Here is a 16,340-nt window from a genome sequence, read left to right on the forward strand (position 1 = left end):
TAATGACTCCTTACACTTCGCTGGCGATGGGATCCGTGCGCGCTATCGCCGCGCCACGGGCCGTGTTGCGGGTATTGTAATAGGTGGCGGCAATGCCCGAGGCGAGAATGATGCCGATGCCGGCCCAGCCGTGCCAGTCGAACAGGTCGCCAAAGATCACCACGCCCCAGAAGCTGGAAAAGACGATGCCCGTGTACTGCAAATTGGCAACCACAAGGGTCTTGCCCAGACGATAGGCGCGCGTCATGGCCATCTGCGCCATGGTGGCGCACAGTCCGATGGCGGCCAACAAGCCGATGCCGTAGCCGCTCGTGTGTGCGTGCCAGACGACGGGACCGCCGCCAGCGCTGGCCACGTGGCCGATCACGCCCGCAAGGAAGTTGACGACCGAGAAATAAAACACGACGCGGTATTCGGGTTCGCCCAGCAAGCCCAGCTTGCGCACCTGCAAATAGGCGAGGGCCGACAGCATGCCGGAAATCAGGGCCGTGATGGCGCCGCCCAGCTGGTCCGTCTCGAACACGGGTTGCAGCAGCAGGGTCACGCCGACAAAGCTCATGGCAATGGCCGCCACCAGCGGCCACTCGACCTGCTGCATGCCTTTCCACCAGCCACCGGCCAGCAGGATGACGGCGATCCAGATGGGCGCCATGTAATTGAGCGTCATGGCCGTAGCCAGCGGCAGGATGGCGATCGCATAAAACCACAGCCACAAGGCGATCACGCCCACGACGCCGCGCCACAGATGCTGGCCCGGCATCGTGGTTTTAAAACTGCCGCCCTGGTACAGGATGGTGCAGCTCATAACGGTCATGCCGATGATGCCGCGGTACATGACGATTTCGGACGTCGAATACAACTCCGACGCCAGCTTGACGCACACGCCCATGATGGCGAACATAAAGCTGGCAAACAGCATCCACAAAGATTGCATCTGATTCCTGAAAAACGCGGGGATAAAAAAAGGGCCGCGCAATGCGGCCCTTCCACTAAATTACAGTTCGATATTGTTGCGGTACCACTCGTGGAAATGCTGCATGCCGTCTTCCATGGGCGACTGGTAAGGGCCCACTTCGCTCACGCCGCGCGCCATCAGGGCCTTGCGGCCGGCATCCATGCGCTGGGCGATTTCATCGTCCTCGACGCAGGTTTCCATGTAGGCAGCCCGTTCCGCTTCGACGAAGTCGCGCTCGAACAGCACGATTTCCTCTGGGTAATAAAACTCTACCACGTTGCGCGTCTTTTGCGGACCATCGGGCCACAGGGTCGAGACGACCAGCACGTGCGGATACCATTCGACCATGATGTTCGGATACAGGGTCAGCCAGATGGCGCCATACGGTGGCGCTTCGCCGCCACGGAATTGCAGCACCTGCTCCTGCCATTTCTTGTAGGCAGGCGAACCGGCCTGCTGCAGGCCGCGGTGCACACCCACCGTCTGCACGCTGTAATCCTTGCCGAATTCCCAGCGCAGGTCGTCGCAGCTGACGAAGCTGCCCAGGCCCGGGTGGAACGGTTCCACGTGATAATCCTCGAGGTAGACTTCGATGAAGGTCTTCCAGTTATAGTCGCACTCGTGGATTTCCACGTGGTCAAACATGTAGCCGGAAAAATCGAGGTCTTTCGAGACGGACAAATCTTTCAATTTTTCCATCACGTTGTAGCCATTTTGCTCGAACAGCAAGCCATTCCAGCTTTGCAACGGCGTTTTCGACAGGTTCAGGCACGGCGTCTCGGGGAAGTGCGGCGCACCGATCAATTCACCCTTGAGGTCGTAGGTCCAGCGGTGCAGCGGGCAGACGATATGGTTGGCATTGCCGCGGCCATTGAACATCAGCGCCTGCCGGTGGCGGCACACGTTGGACAGCACTTCAATGCCATTGGCGTTGCGCACGAGCATGCGCCCTTCGTTCTCAGACGCCAGGGTCGCAAAATCGCCGGTTTCCGGCACCATCAGCGCATGCCCGACATAGCGCGGGCCGGCTTGGAACAATTGCTGCATTTCACGCTGCAACAGCGTTTTGTCAAAATAGACGTGGACCGGAAGTTGCGCGTTTGAACGCGCCAGCTTGGCGTGAGTTGCCAGATCGGACATCCCAACCCCCCATAAATGTACAACGGTCAGCAGTGCCCCAGGCCATTCCCTGGGCAACCGCTACAGAGAGAAAGAATCCGCAAAGACCTGAATTCAAATTTGTTGAAACGGTATTTCGGACAGAACCGGAGATTATAGCGCGTATCGGCCTCGGCATTGCCAAAACCCCCTGGCAATACGCTACTTTAATGAGAAACATTGTCATTTGCCGTGCAATTTCCGGCCGATGGGGGCGATTGCGCTAGAATTCACTGCCAAGCTGGCAACGTCTTCCCCATTGAACACGCCGATTACGCTTTAGTTTTCACTTAATAGTGTGGTTTGTTCTAAAATAACGCTTCTATGCTGGCCGGGAGTCCCCGGCGTCTCCCTATATACCCCTCGTGCCACGAAGAGATCTGAGTCTATGTCGAAGAAATTAACTGCCGCTGCCGCAGCGCCGGCCTCGTTTGAAGAGGCAATGGCGGAACTGGCGCAGCTGGTAACGCAAATGGAAGCGGGCCAGTTGCCGCTGGAAGCATCGGTCGCGGCGTATCAGCGCGGCTCGGAACTGGTCAAATATTGCGCAAGCCAGCTCGACAGCGTCGAAGCGCAGGTAAAGGTACTGGAAGGCGACATGTTGAAACCCTTCGTGGATGCTGGCGAGGCCGCGCTATGATGGCCAGCGTGCAACAAGACGGCGTGACCTTCGGCGACTGGATGCAAGCGACCCAGTCCGGCGTGGAAGGCCGGCTCGACCAGTTTTTGCCTGCGGAGGACGCAGTGCCGCACAAGCTGCACGCTGCCATGCGCTACGCGCTCTTGGGCGGCGGCAAGCGCGTGCGCCCGCTGCTGGTGATGGCGGCCGGTGAATTGTTTGATGCCGATCAAGATACCCTCGCGCGCGCAGCTTGCGCGCTGGAAATGATTCACGTGTATTCGCTCGTGCATGACGACATGCCGTGCATGGATGACGATGCCTTGCGCCGTGGTAAGCCCACCGTGCACATCGCCTACGATGAAGCGACGGCCCTGCTGGTGGGCGACGCGCTGCAATCGCAAGCGTTCATGCTGCTGGCCGACGGTGCAGCCATTCCACCGGCGCGGCAAATGGCCATGGTCAAGCTGCTGGCGCACGCCTCCGGTTCTTCTGGTATGTGCGGCGGCCAGGCGATCGACCTCGACAGTGTCGGCCTGGCCTTGACCTTGCCGCAGCTGGAACAGATGCATCAACTCAAAACGGGCGCCTTGCTGCGCGCGGCCGTGATTCTCGGCGCGCTGGCCGGCAAGGACTTGACGCCAGACGAGATGACGGCGCTGAACGCCTATGCGCGCGCCGTCGGGCTGGCATTCCAGGTGGTCGACGATGTGCTCGACGCGACAGCCGACTCGGCTACCCTCGGCAAGACGGCAGGCAAGGATGCGGCCGCCAACAAGCCCACCTACGTATCGATACTGGGGCTGGAACCATCGAGAGCCCTGGCAGAACAATTGCGGTGCGACGCCCATGCGGCGCTGGCGCCATTCGGGGACAAGGCACGCCGTTTGCGCGAGCTGGCAGACCTGGTCGTGCAGCGGAAGGCATAAATGAAACTGTTAGAAACCATCAATGAACCAGCGCAAGTGCGCAAGCTGGCCCGCTCGCAACTGGTGCCGCTGGCCCAGGAATTGCGCAGCTTCCTGCTCGATTCCGTTTCCAAGACGGGCGGCCACTTGTCGTCCAACCTGGGCACGGTCGAGCTGACCGTCGCGCTGCATTACGTGTTCAACACGCCGCACGACCGCATCGTCTGGGACGTGGGTCACCAGACCTATACACACAAGATACTGACGGGCCGGCGCGAGCGCATGCATACCCTGCGCCAGAAGGATGGCATTTCCGGCTTCCCGAAGCGCGACGAGAGCGAATACGACACCTTCGGCACGGCGCACTCGTCGACGTCGATCTCGGCCGCGCTGGGCATGGCGCAAGCCGCCAAGATCAAGGGCGACCCGCTGCACGCGATCGCCGTGATCGGCGACGGTTCGATGACTGCAGGCATGGCTTTCGAGGCGATGAACAATGCGGGCGTGCAGGAAGACGTCAACCTGCTGGTGATTTTGAACGACAACGACATGTCGATCTCGCCGCCTGTTGGCGCACTGAACCGCCACCTGGCGCGTTTGATGTCGGGCCAGTTCTACGCGGCGGCCAAAAATGTCGGCAAATCCGTCTTGCCCGGCCCCGTACTGGAACTGGCGAAGCGCTTTGAAGAGCACGCCAAAGGCATGGTCGTGCCCGCCACCATGTTCGAGGAATTCGGTTTCAACTATATCGGCCCCATCGACGGCCACGACCTCGATTCGCTGATCCCAACCTTGCAAAATATCAAGCAATTGAAGGGGCCGCAATTCCTGCACGTGGTCACCAAGAAGGGGCAGGGCTACAAGCTGGCCGAGGCGGAACCGATCCTGTACCACGGCACGGGCAAGTTCAATCCGGCCGAGGGCATCAAACCGGCCACGGCGCCGGCCAAGATGACGTACACGGAAGTGTTCGGCAACTGGCTGTGCGACATGGCCGCGCACGACAAGCGCCTGGTGGGCATCACGCCCGCCATGCGCGAAGGCTCGGGCATGGTCAAGTTCGAACAGCAATTTCCGAACCGCTACTTTGACGTCGGAATTGCCGAGCAGCATTCCGTGACCTTCGGCGCGGGCCTGGCCTGCGAAGGCCTCAAACCCGTCGTGGCCATCTATTCCACTTTCCTGCAGCGTGCCTACGACCAGCTGATCCACGACGTGGCCCTGCAAAACCTGGACGTGACGTTCGCGCTGGACCGCGCCGGCCTGGTGGGCGCCGACGGCGCCACGCACGCGGGCAACTACGACATGGCATTTTTGCGCTGCATTCCGAACATGGTCGTCATGGCCGCATCCGACGAAAACGAATGCCGTCAAATGCTGACGACGGGTTACCATTATCCGGGCCCGGCAGCCATCCGCTATCCGCGCGGCGCCGGCGCCGGCGTGGCCATCGTGCCGGAACTCACGAGCCTTGAAATTGGCAAGGGCGAAGTCAAGCGCCACGGCAAGCGTATCGCCATCCTGGCCTTCGGTTCCATGGTGGCGCCTAGCGTGGCGGCGGGCGAGAAGCTCGACGCGACGGTCGCCAACATGCGCTTCGTCAAGCCGCTCGACGTGGTACTGGTGAAACAGCTTGCCGCAGAACACGATTACCTGGTGACGGTGGAAGAGGGCTGCATCATGGGTGGCGCCGGCTCGGCCGTGGCCGAAGCCCTGGCGGCCGAAGGGATCGTCAAGCCGATTTTGATGCTGGGCTTGCCAGACGTCTTCATCGATCATGGCGACCCCGTGCAACTGCTGAAAAGCGTGGGCCTCGATGCCACCGGCATCGCCGCGTCGATCGAGCAGCGCTTTGGCGGCGCCCAGCCGCGCCTGGCCGCCGTCAGCTAAGTCGGCTTACATACAGAAAAGCGGCACTGCGGTGCTGCTTTTTTTTCGTCTGGCGGGATTTTACGTTGCACTGCAACATTTTTTGCCCGGGAATGCTACGATGACGCTTTGATACCTTCTCAAAGTCCAACTTGCATTTCAGGAAACTTCACCGCCGTTCGCGCGCACTGGCCGGCCGCTGGCTGACGGGCATGCACGCCTATACCGACAAACTGGCGCAGCGCCGTCCCCTGTGGATGGTCAGCCTGGCCATCGACGAAACGAATTTGTCCGAAGGCTTGCGGGCCGCCTGCGCCTCGAGCGCCATGTTGCTCTTGGGCCTGCTGTTCGACCACCCCGATTTTTCCTGGGCCGCCATCGGCGCCTTCTGGACGTGCCTGGCGGACGCGGCCGGCACGCGGCGCATGCGTTTTATCTCGATGGTGGGCTTCGGCTTGCTGTCCACCGTGGCTGGCGGCCTGACGGCGCTGGCGGCCGGCCATGGTGTGGCGACGGCGGCCATCGCCGTGCTGCTGTTTTCCTGGGCCGGCGCGCTGGCGCGCATCTGGGGGGCGGCCACGGCGCAAGTGGCCATCTTGGCGGCCACGGCCTGCGTGGTGATGGTCACGCATCCGCTCGCATCGATGACGCAGACGGCGCCTTTCCTGGGCCTGTACATGTTTGGCTGCCTGTTCGCCACCGTGCTCAGTTTTACTGTCTGGCGCATTCACCCGTTCGGTCCAAGCCGGCGCGCCATCCGCGCCGCGTATTCGCGTCTGGCCGGCATCGCGCGCGACAATGCGCGCTTCCTCGAACAGGGGCCGGCGCAGCCGGATGCCGCCGCGCATGGCGCCAGCTACCGTTCGCAGGCGCGCGCGGCGCTGGAAGCGGCGCGGGTGGCGCTGGCCGCCGTGCCGCCCGCGCGCGCTGGCCGCAGCGCTCTGTACGACAACCTGCTGCTGGCGCTCAGCGACGCCGAGCGCATCTTCGCCTATTTGATCGCCGTCACGCATACATGCGAGCGCGAGCAGCAGCGCCTGCGCCAGGACCCGCGCGCGCGGCGCAGCCTGGAAGTGATGGCCGTGCTGCTGCGCCGCCTGGGGCAAGCCGTGCAACGCCAGCCGGAAACGCCGCCCCTGGAATTGCAGCGCCGACTGGCTGGCTGCGGCCGGCGCCTGGAAGCGGCGCTGGGCGCCTTGCTGCCCTTGCGCCTGAACGTGGACTTCATCGAGCTGGGCTTGCCGCGCGCGACGCAGCTGCCGTGGCGCGAGGCGGCTTTCCTGGCGCTGGGGCAGGCGTGGCAAACGGCAAAAGTCAACGCCACGCCGCAGTCGCTGAGCTGGCGCCATGCGGCGCGCGTATCGCTGGCGACGACGGCCGGCTTCCTGCTGGTCGAGGCGCTGCACATTCCGTTCGGCTACTGGGCCACCATGGCGACCTTGCTGATACTGCAGCCGTCCGTGTCGACCACCTGGCCGCGCGGCATCGAGCGGGTCGCGGGCAGCGTGCTGGGCGCGATGCTGGCCGTGCTGATCGGCCTGGCGGTGCACACCCCGCTGGCGATCTCGCTGGTGGTGTTTCCCCTGATCGTCGCCACCATGGCCTTGCGCAGGGTCAGCTACAGCCTTCATGTGCTGTTCATGACGCCCGCCTTCGTGCTGGTGGCCGACTATGCGGCGCCGGCCAGCGAGATGGTGTATGCGATGAGCCGCCTGGGCAACAATGTGCTCGGCTGCGTGCTGGCCTTGTTGGCCACGTTTTTCCTGTGGCCAGACCGCGAGGCGGACGACCTGGACCAGCGCCTTGCAAAGGCCGTGTCGGCGAACCTGAAATACCTGCTGGCCGTGCTGGCGGCAGGCGGAAAGTGGGATAGCGCCATCGCGCGCCTGCGCCGCGAGGCGGGCTTGGCCAGCAATAACGCGGAACAAGTGCTGCAGCGCTTGCGCATCGAGCGCCGCCTGGACCGCAGCAGCGGCGTGGGCCTGGCGGCGCTGCGCACCTTGCCGCTGCTGCGCCGCGTGGCGGGCAGCACGGCGCGCATCAGTCTGAGTCCCCAGGCCGAGCCGGCGCCGCCCGAATTGCAACGGTGGATTGCCGCCGTCAGCGGGGAAATCGATGCCTTGCTGCGCGGCGCAGCCGATGCCAGCGCGCCAGGTCCGTGCGTTGCCGAGGGCTTGACTGCCCTGCAAGCCGATGCCGTGGCCCAGGTGCAACTGCTGCGCGGCTTGCTGCGCGAGCATGTGCTGGCGATGGAGAACGGCGCGCGGTGACATCCTCGTCCTGCAGCGTTTTTCCGGCGGGTTATAGCCGCTCGGCCGGCTGCGCCCGCAACCGGCCGTTTTTTGCTTGCGGCGCCGATATTGTATAGACGTTTGGCGCCGCCCAATCTCTCCAAATTCCACATTTCGTGGGCTTTCCCGATATATTTTCTAAACTGAAAATTTATCGAAAGGAAACGTTGACTCTAAAATAAGTGCGGTCTATATTCGATTTCCTAGGATGTAAATTCCATACTGTAATAAAGCATGGAACTACAGCTGGGATTCCTTTTTCCACGTCAATCGAAAGGTAGAAAATGTTTAAAAAGATCGCACTTTTCCTGTTCGCCGTCGGCGTCAGTGCATCCTATTCGGTGGGAGCGGCCGGCAGCGGTTTGAGCGACTGCCAGCGCGAGTGCTATGGCGCCTTTACGGATTGCCTGGATTCTGGCCATTCCAGCAACACATGCAAGGCATTGTTGAATGGATGCAAGGCCGAATGCGCCGTGAATTAAGAAAACCGGGTGTGTCGGGGCGAGACAATCGCCTTGACTTGGAAGTAACGACGTCAAGGTGGCTTCATGATGCAAAAGAAAATTAAAACCATCGCCATGTATGGCTTGATCCTGGCCGCAGGCCTGGGCAGCGGTTATGGCCTGTCCTTGTTGCCCGGCTTGCTCAAGTCGAATTACACCGAGGGCAATTACGCCGCGTATTTCCCCAATGCCCAGGCGAAGGTGGTGTTGTATGGCACGGACTGGTGCGGCTATTGCGCCAAGACGCGCGCGTACCTCAAGGAAAACAAGATCGAATTCGTCGATCTCGATATCGAGAAATCGCCGGAAGCGAAAAAAGCCCATGCGGAACTCGGCGGCGGCGGCGTGCCGGTGGTGTTGATCGGCAACCGCAAGATCCAGGGTTTCAATACGGGCGCGATGGAAGCGGCGCTGAAGAAAATCTGACGTTGCAACTTTTTAAACTGAAAGGCTGACCATGTTCAAAAAGATAGCCGCATTCCTGTTTGCCGCCGGCGCGGCGCTGTCCTTCAGTGTCCATGCAGGTGGGCCAGACTGCACCTTTGTCTGCGAACGCAACCTGCTCGATTGCGTGGAATTCGGCCAGCCAGCCTGCATGGAAAATTATCAGGCTTGCCAGAAGGAATGCCTTCGTCCGCCGCGTCATTGACGCGCGGATGCAATACCAGCTTATGGATGGCGCGTAAGGGACGGCGCGCCATGGATGTTGCCCATCGTCTGACAATTCAACAGGAGTGCTTATGTTCAAAAAACTGGGTTTCTTTTTGTTTGCCATGGGCGTCAGCGCCTCGTATGCGATCGCCGGCGGCGGGGAGCCGGAATGCTACTCGCAGTGTAACGCCGATCTGGAACAGTGTATGACCGACCATCCTGGCGCGCCAGGCGCTTGCTCCAAGATTCATCGGATTTGCTACGCCAGCTGTGCGTCAGATTAAATGAAGTTTACCGGCTGGCCAGTATGCTGGCCAGGCCGGCTGAATCACCTCATCCGTCTTGCATTCCCTCCACAAAGGAGTACTTATGTTCAAAAAACTGGGTTTCTTTTTGTTTGCTATGGGCGTCAGCGCCTCGTATGCCATGGCCAGTAGTAGCGCCGACATATCGGAATGCCAGGCCGAGTGCTATATGGCGCTCGATGCCTGTGTCATGGAGTTCAAGGTTCCTGAATGCGTGCGTGTCAATAAAGCGTGTCTTCAGGCCTGCGGCTAAGTAACACACTGCCAGCCCGATAAGGCACGGCGACGCTGTTTGACAGGCATCGCCGTTCTTTATTTCATCCCCGCGTGCGGTCATGCCGCCACAGCACGTCGCTGCCGCCGGCAAAGCGGTTCAGCACGCGTGACAGCACGAACAGCAGGTCCGACAGGCGGTTTACGTACTGGCGCGGATGCTCGTGGAGGGTTTCCGCATTCGCCAGCGTGACGATGCTGCGCTCCGCGCGGCGGCACACGGTGCGGCACACGTGCGCCAGCGAGGCGGCGCGCGAACCGGCCGGCAGGATGAATTCAGAGAGGGCGGGCAAGTCCGCATTGTATTTCGCCAGCAGCGCATCGAGGCGCAGCACGTGTTCTTCCTTGATCAGCTGATAGCCTGGGATGCAAATCTCTCCGCCCAGGTCGAACAGGTCGTGCTGGATGGCCACCAGTTCCTCGCGCAAGGCCTCGGGCATGGCTTCGCACAGCAGCAAGCCGATATTTGAATTGAGTTCGTCGACGTCGCCCATGGCGTGGATGCGGGCGCTGTCCTTGCTGGTGCGGCTGCCGTCGCCCAGGCCGGTGCTGCCATTGTCGCCCGTGCGCGTGGCGATTTTCGAAAGTCGGTTGCCCATGATGTCGATCCTGTAAAGAAGAATGGGGGCAGCATACGACACCGTGCGCCCCCTGGCCGCGGATTTGCCTGCAAATCGGACAAAAAATGCGGTGCGCGCCACTTTTGTGCTTACAATCGTTGCACGCCCATGCCTTTTCCTCCCAATCATATGCTCAATGCTGCCCCTGAATCCGGATTGACCGCCGCGCGCCAGCAAGCCGTCGTCGCGGCCCTGCTGGCCGTGCTGCCGGCACGCTGCGTGCTGTCCGATGCCGAAGATACGCGCCCGTATGAATGCGATGGCCTGGCCGCCTACCGCCAGTTGCCGATGGTGGTGACTTTGCCGGACACGGAAGAACAGGTCATCGCCATCCTTGGCGTCTGCCGCGAATTGAACGTGCCGATCGTACCGCGCGGTGCCGGCACGGGCCTGTCGGGCGGCGCCTTGCCCATCGCCGATGGCGTGGTGCTGTCGACGGCGCGTTTGAACCGCATCGTACGCCTCGATGCGTATGCGCGCACGGCCGTGGTGCAGCCGGGCGTGCGCAACTTGGCCATTTCCGAAGCGGCCGCGCCCTACGCGCTGTATTACGCGCCCGATCCGTCCTCGCAGATCGCCTGCAGCATCGGCGGCAACGTGGCGGAAAACTCGGGCGGCGTGCATTGCCTGAAATACGGACTGACCGTGCACAATGTGCTGCGCGTGCGGATCGTCACCATCGATGGCGACGTGCTGGAACTGGGCGGCGAATGTCTGGACTCGCCCGGCCTCGATCTGCTGGCCATTTTCATCGGCTCTGAAGGCATGCTGGGCATCGTCACGGAAGTGACCGTGAAACTGATACCGAAACCGGCCACGGCCAGGGTCATCATGGCGTCCTTTGACGACGTCGTCACGGGCGGCAATGCGGTGGCCAACGTGATCGCCGCCGGCATCATCCCGGCCGGGCTGGAAATGATGGACCAGACATCGTCGCGCATGGTCGAACCGTTCGTCAAGGCCGGTTATGACATCGACGCGGCCGCCATTTTGCTGTGCGAAGCAGATGGCACCCACGAGGAAGTGGAAGAGGAAATCGCCCGCATGACGGCCGTGCTGGAAGGGGCGGGCGCCAGCGCCATCGCCGTTTCGCAGTCGGAAGCGGAGCGCATGAAATTCTGGTCCGGCCGCAAGAATGCCTTTCCCGCCGCCGGGCGCATCTCGCCCGACTACTACTGCATGGACGGCACCATTCCGCGCAAGCGCCTGGCCGAAGTCCTGACGGGCATCGCCGGCATGGAAACGACGCATGGCTTGCGCTGCGCGAATGTGTTCCATGCGGGCGATGGCAATCTGCATCCCTTGATCCTGTTCGACGCCAACATACCCGGCGAATTCGAGCGCGCCGAAGCGTTTGGCGCGGACATATTGGCCCTGTGCGTGGCCGTGGGCGGCACCATCACGGGCGAACATGGCGTGGGCATGGAAAAGATCAATTCCATGTGCGTGCAATTTACGCGCACCGAACTCGATGCCTTCTTTGCCGTCAAGCGCGCCTTCGATCCCCACACTTTGCTCAACCCGGACAAGGCGATTCCCACCTTGAACCGCTGCGCCGAATTCGGCAAGATGCATGTGACGGCGGGGCGCCTGCCATTCGCCAACCTGCCCCGTTTTTAACCGCCGGAGACTCCTTTGCAAGCGATAGTGGAACAATTCAGGCAGCAGATCCTGGCCGCCAGCGCAGCGGGCAAGCCGTTACGCCTGCGCGGCGGCGGCACGAAAGACTGGTATGGCCAGCAGCTCGAAGGCGACGTGCTCGATACGCGCGCGTATGCCGGCATCATCGACTATGAACCGACGGAACTGGTGATCACGGCCCGCTGCGGCACGCCGCTGGCGGAGATCGAGGCGGCGCTGGCCGCGCGCAACCAGATGCTGGCGTTCGAGCCGCCGCACTTCGGCCCGGACGCCACGGTGGGCGGCGTCGTTGCCAGTGCCCTGTCCGGCCCGCGCCGCGCCAGCGCGGGCGCGCTGCGTGATTTCGTGCTGGGCGCCGTGCTAATGGATGGGCATGGCGAGCGCCTGGCCTTTGGCGGGCAGGTGATGAAAAACGTGGCCGGCTACGATGTCTCGCGCCTGCTGGCCGGCTCGCTGGGCACTTTGGGCCTGATCCTGGAAGTGTCGCTGAAGGTGCTGCCCTTGCCGCTGCGCGAAGCGACGTTACGCGTGGCGTGCGCGGAAATCGCCGCCTTGCGCATGCTCAACGAATGGGCGGGCAAGCCGCTGCCGATATCGGCCAGCTGCTGGCATGACGGCGTGTTGACGGTGCGCCTGTCCGGCGCCGACGCAGCCGTGTCGGCGGCGCTGCGCACGCTGGGCGGCGAGCTGCTGGCAGCCGATGACGCAGCCGCCTTCTGGCTGGCCGTGCGCGAGCAGACGCACGCTTTCTTTGCGGGCGCGGGCAGCCTGTGGCGGTTATCTCTTCCGCCGCACGCCAGCGCCGTGATTTTAAAGGGGCGTCAGCTGATCGAGTGGGGCGGGGCGCAGCGCTGGCTGAAGCTCGATGGCGACGCCGACGCCGGTAGCGCCCGGCACATCCGCCAGGCGGTGGCTGCGCTTGGGGGCCACGCCACCCTGTTCCGCGGCGGCGACAAGGCCGTGGGCGTATTCCACCCGCTGGCGCCGGCCGTGGCCACCATTCACCAGCGCCTGCGGCAGGCTTTCGACCCGGCCGGCATCTTCAACCCGCACAGAATGTATTGAGCGCGCATGCAAACCAATCTCGCTGATTTCATCAAGAATACGCCGGCAGGCGACGAAGCCGAAGCCATCCTGCGCGCCTGCGTGCATTGCGGCTTTTGCACGGCCACCTGTCCCACCTACCAGCTGCTGGGCGATGAACTCGATGGCCCGCGCGGACGCATTTACCTGATCAAGCAAGTGCTCGAAGGCGCGCCCGTCACCGCCAAGACGCAGACGCACCTGGACCGTTGTCTGACCTGTCGCAATTGCGAGTCGACCTGTCCCTCGGGCGTGCAGTACGGGCGCCTGGTCGACATCGGCCGCAACGTCGTCGAGCAGCGCGTGCAGCGCCCCTTGCGCGAACGCACACTGCGCTTCGCCCTGAAGGAAGCGTTGCCGCGCCGCTGGCTGTTTACGCCCGTGTACAAGGCGGGACAGGCGCTGCGGCCCCTGTTCTCAAAAAGTTTGCAGGACAAATTGCGTCCCGGCGCCGCCGCCGGCGCATGGCCCGCGCGCCAGCACGCGCGCACCATGCTGCTGCTCGACGGCTGCGTGCAGCCGGCCATGTCGCCGAACATCAACGCGGCCACGGCGCGCGTGCTCGACGCCCTGGGCGTGCAGCTGATCATCGCGCCGAAGGCCGGTTGCTGCGGCGCGCTGCGCCATCACCTGAACGACCAGGAAGCGGCGCTGGACGACATGCGCCGCAATATCGACGCCTGGTGGCCGTATGTGGACAGCGCGGAAGCCATCGTCATGACGGCGTCCGGCTGCGGCGCCACGGTGAAGGAATATGGCCACCTGCTGGCGCACGACGCCCAATATGCGGACAAGGCGCGGCGCATCGCCGCACTGACGCGCGATTTGTCCGAGATCATGCCGGCGTTTGAAGCGGAACTGGTGGCGCAGCTGAAAGGGCGCATCGGCAAACGAGTGGCGTATCACCCGCCGTGCACCCTGCAGCACGGCCAGCAGATCCGTGGCAAGGTGGAGCAGGTGCTGCGCGCCGTCGGTGTCGACGTACGCCTGTGCGCCGACAGCCATTTGTGCTGCGGTTCGGCGGGCACGTATTCGATCTTGCAGCCGGCGCTGTCGCAGCAGCTGCGCGACAACAAGGTGGCGAACCTGGAAGCGTGCGAGCCGGAGATGATCGTGTCGGCCAATATCGGCTGCCTGAGCCACCTGCAGTCGGGCACGGAGACGCCCGTGCGGCACTGGATCGAGCTGATTGATTCAGCTTTGATCCCCTAAGAGCCTATTCCAGTAGGGAGCGCCAGCAGGAGATGTATTCATCTGCTGGAATAGGCTCTAAATAGGCGCTTCGCTGTACTGAGCTATGCGCCATTGGGGAGCCGGCACGAAGTTGGCTGCCCACTCCAGCACGGCGTCGGCCGGCATGGGGCGGGCGATGCCGTAGCCTTGCGCCAGGTCGCAGCCCAGCTGGATCAAACGCGCGCCATGCTCGACGCTTTCCACGCCTTCGGCGATTACCGTCAAGCTGAAGGAACGGGCCAGACCGATGACGGCGCGCACCAGGTGCAGGTCGTCGCGGTCGTTAAGCATATTGCGCACGAAGCTCTGGTCGATCTTGACGATGTTCGCCGGCAGGCGTTTCAGATACGACATCGATGAATAGCCGGTGCCGAAATCGTCGAGGGCAAAGGTGATGCCCAGCGCCTGGCAGGCGCGGATGATGCGGCGCAGGTCTTCGATGTCGTGCAGGGCCGACGATTCGAGGATTTCCAGTTCCAGCATGCTGGCGCGCACGCCGGGAAATTCGCCGAGGATGGTTTCCAGGCGCGAAACGAAGTCGGGTTGCTGGAAGTGGCGCGCCGCGATATTCACGCTGACCACCCACTGCTTGCCGCAAGCCACCCAGCGCTGCATCTGCCACAGGGCCTGGCGCAGCACCCATTCGCCGATATCGATGATCAGATCCGTCTGTTCCACCAGCGGCAGGAATTGCGCGGGGGCCAGCACGCCGCGGCGCGGATGCTGCCAGCGCAGCAGCGCTTCCATGCCCACCACCGTGCCGGCGCGCATGTTCACTTTGGGTTGGTAATACAGCCGGAGTTCGCCATTGATCAGGGCCTGGCGTACTTCCGTGCGCTGGTTGTGGTGGGTGCGCACTTCTTCATCGAGGTTGGTGTCGAAGAAGTGATACTGGTTGCGCCCCGTCAGCTTCGCCTGATAGACGGCGTGGTCGGCATGACGCAGCAGGCTTTCCGTATTCAAGTCCTTGCCCGCGTAGACGGCGATGCCGACACTGGCCGTCACGTGTAGCGCCTGCTGGTCGCACTGGTAGGGGCGGCTCAGTTCCTGCATCAGTTGGGTGATGTTCTGTTCGATGCTGGCGATGCTGGCCTGGCCGCACAGCAGCATGACAAATTCATCGCCGCCCAGGCGCGCCGCGTAATGGACCTGGCCCGTAAAGCTGTGCAGACGGCCAGCCACCTGCTTGAGGATTTCATCGCCCGCTTCGGCGCCGTAGCGGTCGTTGATGGCCTGGAAGTGGTCGAGGTCGAACAGGCAGACGGCCAGCAGGCGCTGGCGTTCGCGCGCGAGGAACAGTTCCTGTTCGAAGCGCGCGGCCAGCGCGGCACGGTTGGGTAAACCCGTCAGCACGTCATTGTAGTTTTGCCACGACAGCTTTTGCAGCGCCTGCTGCATGTACACGGTTTCGTTGAGCTGTTCGCCCAGTTGCCGCTGGCTGGTTTTCAGCGAGGTCAGCAGTCCCTCGATATCGCCGGCCATGCCGTTGAACGATTGCGACACGGCTTGCGCCTCGGGCGTGGCGCCGGCCGCCAGGCGCACGGCAAAGTTGCCTTCGCGGAAGCGGTCGGTCGCTTGCACGAGTCGCGCCAGCAGCTTGCGGTGCGACGCCAGGATCAAGCCCAGCAGGAGGAAGACGAGGACGATATTGATGGCGCTGAGGACGGCCTGCTCGCGCACCCTGTGCCACACTTGCGCCAGGGGCCGGCCGGGCGTGTAATGCAAGTCGAGTATGCCGTCTCCACCGTCCGGCAGCGCCACCGTCAGGCGGCTGCGGATGGCCGCCATGCCGGCCAGGCGCGCAAACCACGTTGGCACGCTGTCGGCCAGTGTGTCGGTCAGCTTGTTGTCGGCCAGCACCTCGACATGCCCGCCGGCTGTATCCCAGCGCACGGACGCGAGGCTGCGGTTCAGTGGCAGGGCGCTGCGCAGCACTTGCCGCACGCTGTCGTGCATCGCATGCCGGTCCGCGTGCACGGCCAGCGGCAGCACGCTATTGGCCAGGAACAGGTCGAGTTGCCGCGCATCGCTCTGGTAGCGTGCATTGGCCAGCGCCGTTTCCGTACCGAGCAGGGCGTGATAGCGAACGGCGGAAACGGCGAGTATCAGGAAGGTAATAGGGATAAAGAGGCGGGAATAAATGCCCATCCGCATCCATGAAGATATTATTTTCCCAAAGACTGGCATCGTTTTTTGATCGATATCTGCGAATAATTATGCAAACATTATCA

15 protein-coding genes are annotated in these 16,340 nt (G+C 62.7%); 11 read left to right on the forward strand and 4 right to left on the reverse strand.

Annotation, left to right across the window (positions count from 1 at the left end):
- Positions 1-10 precede the first annotated feature (10 nt).
- Both ACQ4WY_RS23760 and ACQ4WY_RS23765 read right to left on the reverse strand, forming a co-directional pair.
- On the reverse strand, positions 11-934 hold the full coding sequence (locus tag ACQ4WY_RS23760; RefSeq protein ID WP_353658885.1) for a DMT family transporter: 924 nt from the start codon (positions 932-934) through the stop codon (positions 11-13).
- Between the two features lie 60 nt (positions 935-994).
- The gene (locus ACQ4WY_RS23765; RefSeq protein ID WP_436506186.1) at positions 995-2,095 is read right to left on the reverse strand and encodes an aromatic ring-hydroxylating oxygenase subunit alpha; all 1,101 of its coding nucleotides are present in this window, start codon (positions 2,093-2,095) and stop codon (positions 995-997) included.
- Positions 2,096-2,501: 406 nt separating this feature from the next.
- Between ACQ4WY_RS23765 and ACQ4WY_RS23770 the strand changes: the two genes are divergently transcribed.
- The 8 genes from ACQ4WY_RS23770 (at position 2,502) to ACQ4WY_RS23805 (ending at position 9,512) form a co-directional block, all read left to right on the forward strand.
- Entirely contained in the window at positions 2,502-2,753 is a 252-nt protein-coding gene (locus tag ACQ4WY_RS23770) for an exodeoxyribonuclease VII small subunit (RefSeq protein ID WP_436478357.1), read from the forward strand.
- Positions 2,750-3,661 (forward strand): polyprenyl synthetase family protein, encoded by a 912-nt coding sequence (locus ACQ4WY_RS23775; protein ID WP_436506187.1) that lies wholly within the window; start codon positions 2,750-2,752, stop codon positions 3,659-3,661. Before ACQ4WY_RS23770 ends, ACQ4WY_RS23775 begins: the two co-directional genes overlap by 4 nt.
- Positions 3,662-5,530, forward strand: a complete 1,869-nt coding sequence (gene dxs, locus ACQ4WY_RS23780) for a 1-deoxy-D-xylulose-5-phosphate synthase (RefSeq protein WP_436506188.1) — start codon at positions 3,662-3,664, stop codon at positions 5,528-5,530.
- Positions 5,531-5,721: 191 nt separating this feature from the next.
- The gene (locus ACQ4WY_RS23785) at positions 5,722-7,779 is read left to right on the forward strand and encodes an FUSC family protein (RefSeq protein ID WP_436506189.1); all 2,058 of its coding nucleotides are present in this window, start codon (positions 5,722-5,724) and stop codon (positions 7,777-7,779) included.
- Between the two features lie 569 nt (positions 7,780-8,348).
- Positions 8,349-8,729 carry a glutaredoxin family protein gene (locus tag ACQ4WY_RS23790; protein ID WP_436506190.1) on the forward strand — a complete coding sequence of 127 codons (381 nt, stop codon included), beginning with the start codon at positions 8,349-8,351 and terminating at the stop codon, positions 8,727-8,729.
- A gap of 31 nt (positions 8,730-8,760) precedes the next feature.
- A complete protein-coding gene (locus ACQ4WY_RS23795) occupies positions 8,761-8,952 on the forward strand; it encodes a hypothetical protein (RefSeq protein ID WP_436506191.1) in 192 nt (63 codons plus the stop codon).
- A 91-nt stretch (positions 8,953-9,043) separates the two neighbouring features.
- Entirely contained in the window at positions 9,044-9,238 is a 195-nt protein-coding gene (locus ACQ4WY_RS23800; RefSeq protein WP_436506192.1) for a hypothetical protein, read from the forward strand.
- A gap of 85 nt (positions 9,239-9,323) precedes the next feature.
- Positions 9,324-9,512, forward strand: a complete 189-nt coding sequence (locus ACQ4WY_RS23805) for a hypothetical protein (RefSeq protein ID WP_436506193.1) — start codon at positions 9,324-9,326, stop codon at positions 9,510-9,512.
- Positions 9,513-9,576: 64 nt separating this feature from the next.
- On the opposite strand, the gene ACQ4WY_RS23810 is transcribed toward ACQ4WY_RS23805, so the two are convergent.
- The gene (locus tag ACQ4WY_RS23810; RefSeq protein WP_353658876.1) at positions 9,577-10,131 is read right to left on the reverse strand and encodes a cob(I)yrinic acid a,c-diamide adenosyltransferase; all 555 of its coding nucleotides are present in this window, start codon (positions 10,129-10,131) and stop codon (positions 9,577-9,579) included.
- Positions 10,132-10,281: 150 nt separating this feature from the next.
- On the opposite strand from ACQ4WY_RS23810, the gene ACQ4WY_RS23815 reads away from it, so the two are divergent.
- The 3 genes from ACQ4WY_RS23815 to glcF are packed head-to-tail and all read left to right on the forward strand — an operon-like array spanning position 10,282 to position 14,088.
- A complete protein-coding gene (locus ACQ4WY_RS23815) occupies positions 10,282-11,772 on the forward strand; it encodes an FAD-linked oxidase C-terminal domain-containing protein (RefSeq protein ID WP_436506294.1) in 1,491 nt (496 codons plus the stop codon).
- Between the two features lie 15 nt (positions 11,773-11,787).
- Positions 11,788-12,858, forward strand: a complete 1,071-nt coding sequence (gene glcE, locus ACQ4WY_RS23820) for a glycolate oxidase subunit GlcE (protein WP_436506194.1) — start codon at positions 11,788-11,790, stop codon at positions 12,856-12,858.
- 6 nt (positions 12,859-12,864) lie between these two features.
- The gene (gene glcF / locus ACQ4WY_RS23825; protein WP_436506195.1) at positions 12,865-14,088 is read left to right on the forward strand and encodes a glycolate oxidase subunit GlcF; all 1,224 of its coding nucleotides are present in this window, start codon (positions 12,865-12,867) and stop codon (positions 14,086-14,088) included.
- Positions 14,089-14,145: 57 nt separating this feature from the next.
- Here the strand turns inward: glcF and ACQ4WY_RS23830 are convergent, their stop codons facing one another.
- Positions 14,146-16,257, reverse strand: a complete 2,112-nt coding sequence (locus ACQ4WY_RS23830; protein WP_436506196.1) for a putative bifunctional diguanylate cyclase/phosphodiesterase — start codon at positions 16,255-16,257, stop codon at positions 14,146-14,148.
- Positions 16,258-16,340: the final 83 nt, after the last annotated feature.

The organism is Janthinobacterium salmonicoloratum, assembly GCF_051380845.1.
GTDB lineage: Bacteria > Pseudomonadota > Gammaproteobacteria > Burkholderiales > Burkholderiaceae_D > Janthinobacterium > Janthinobacterium lividum_F.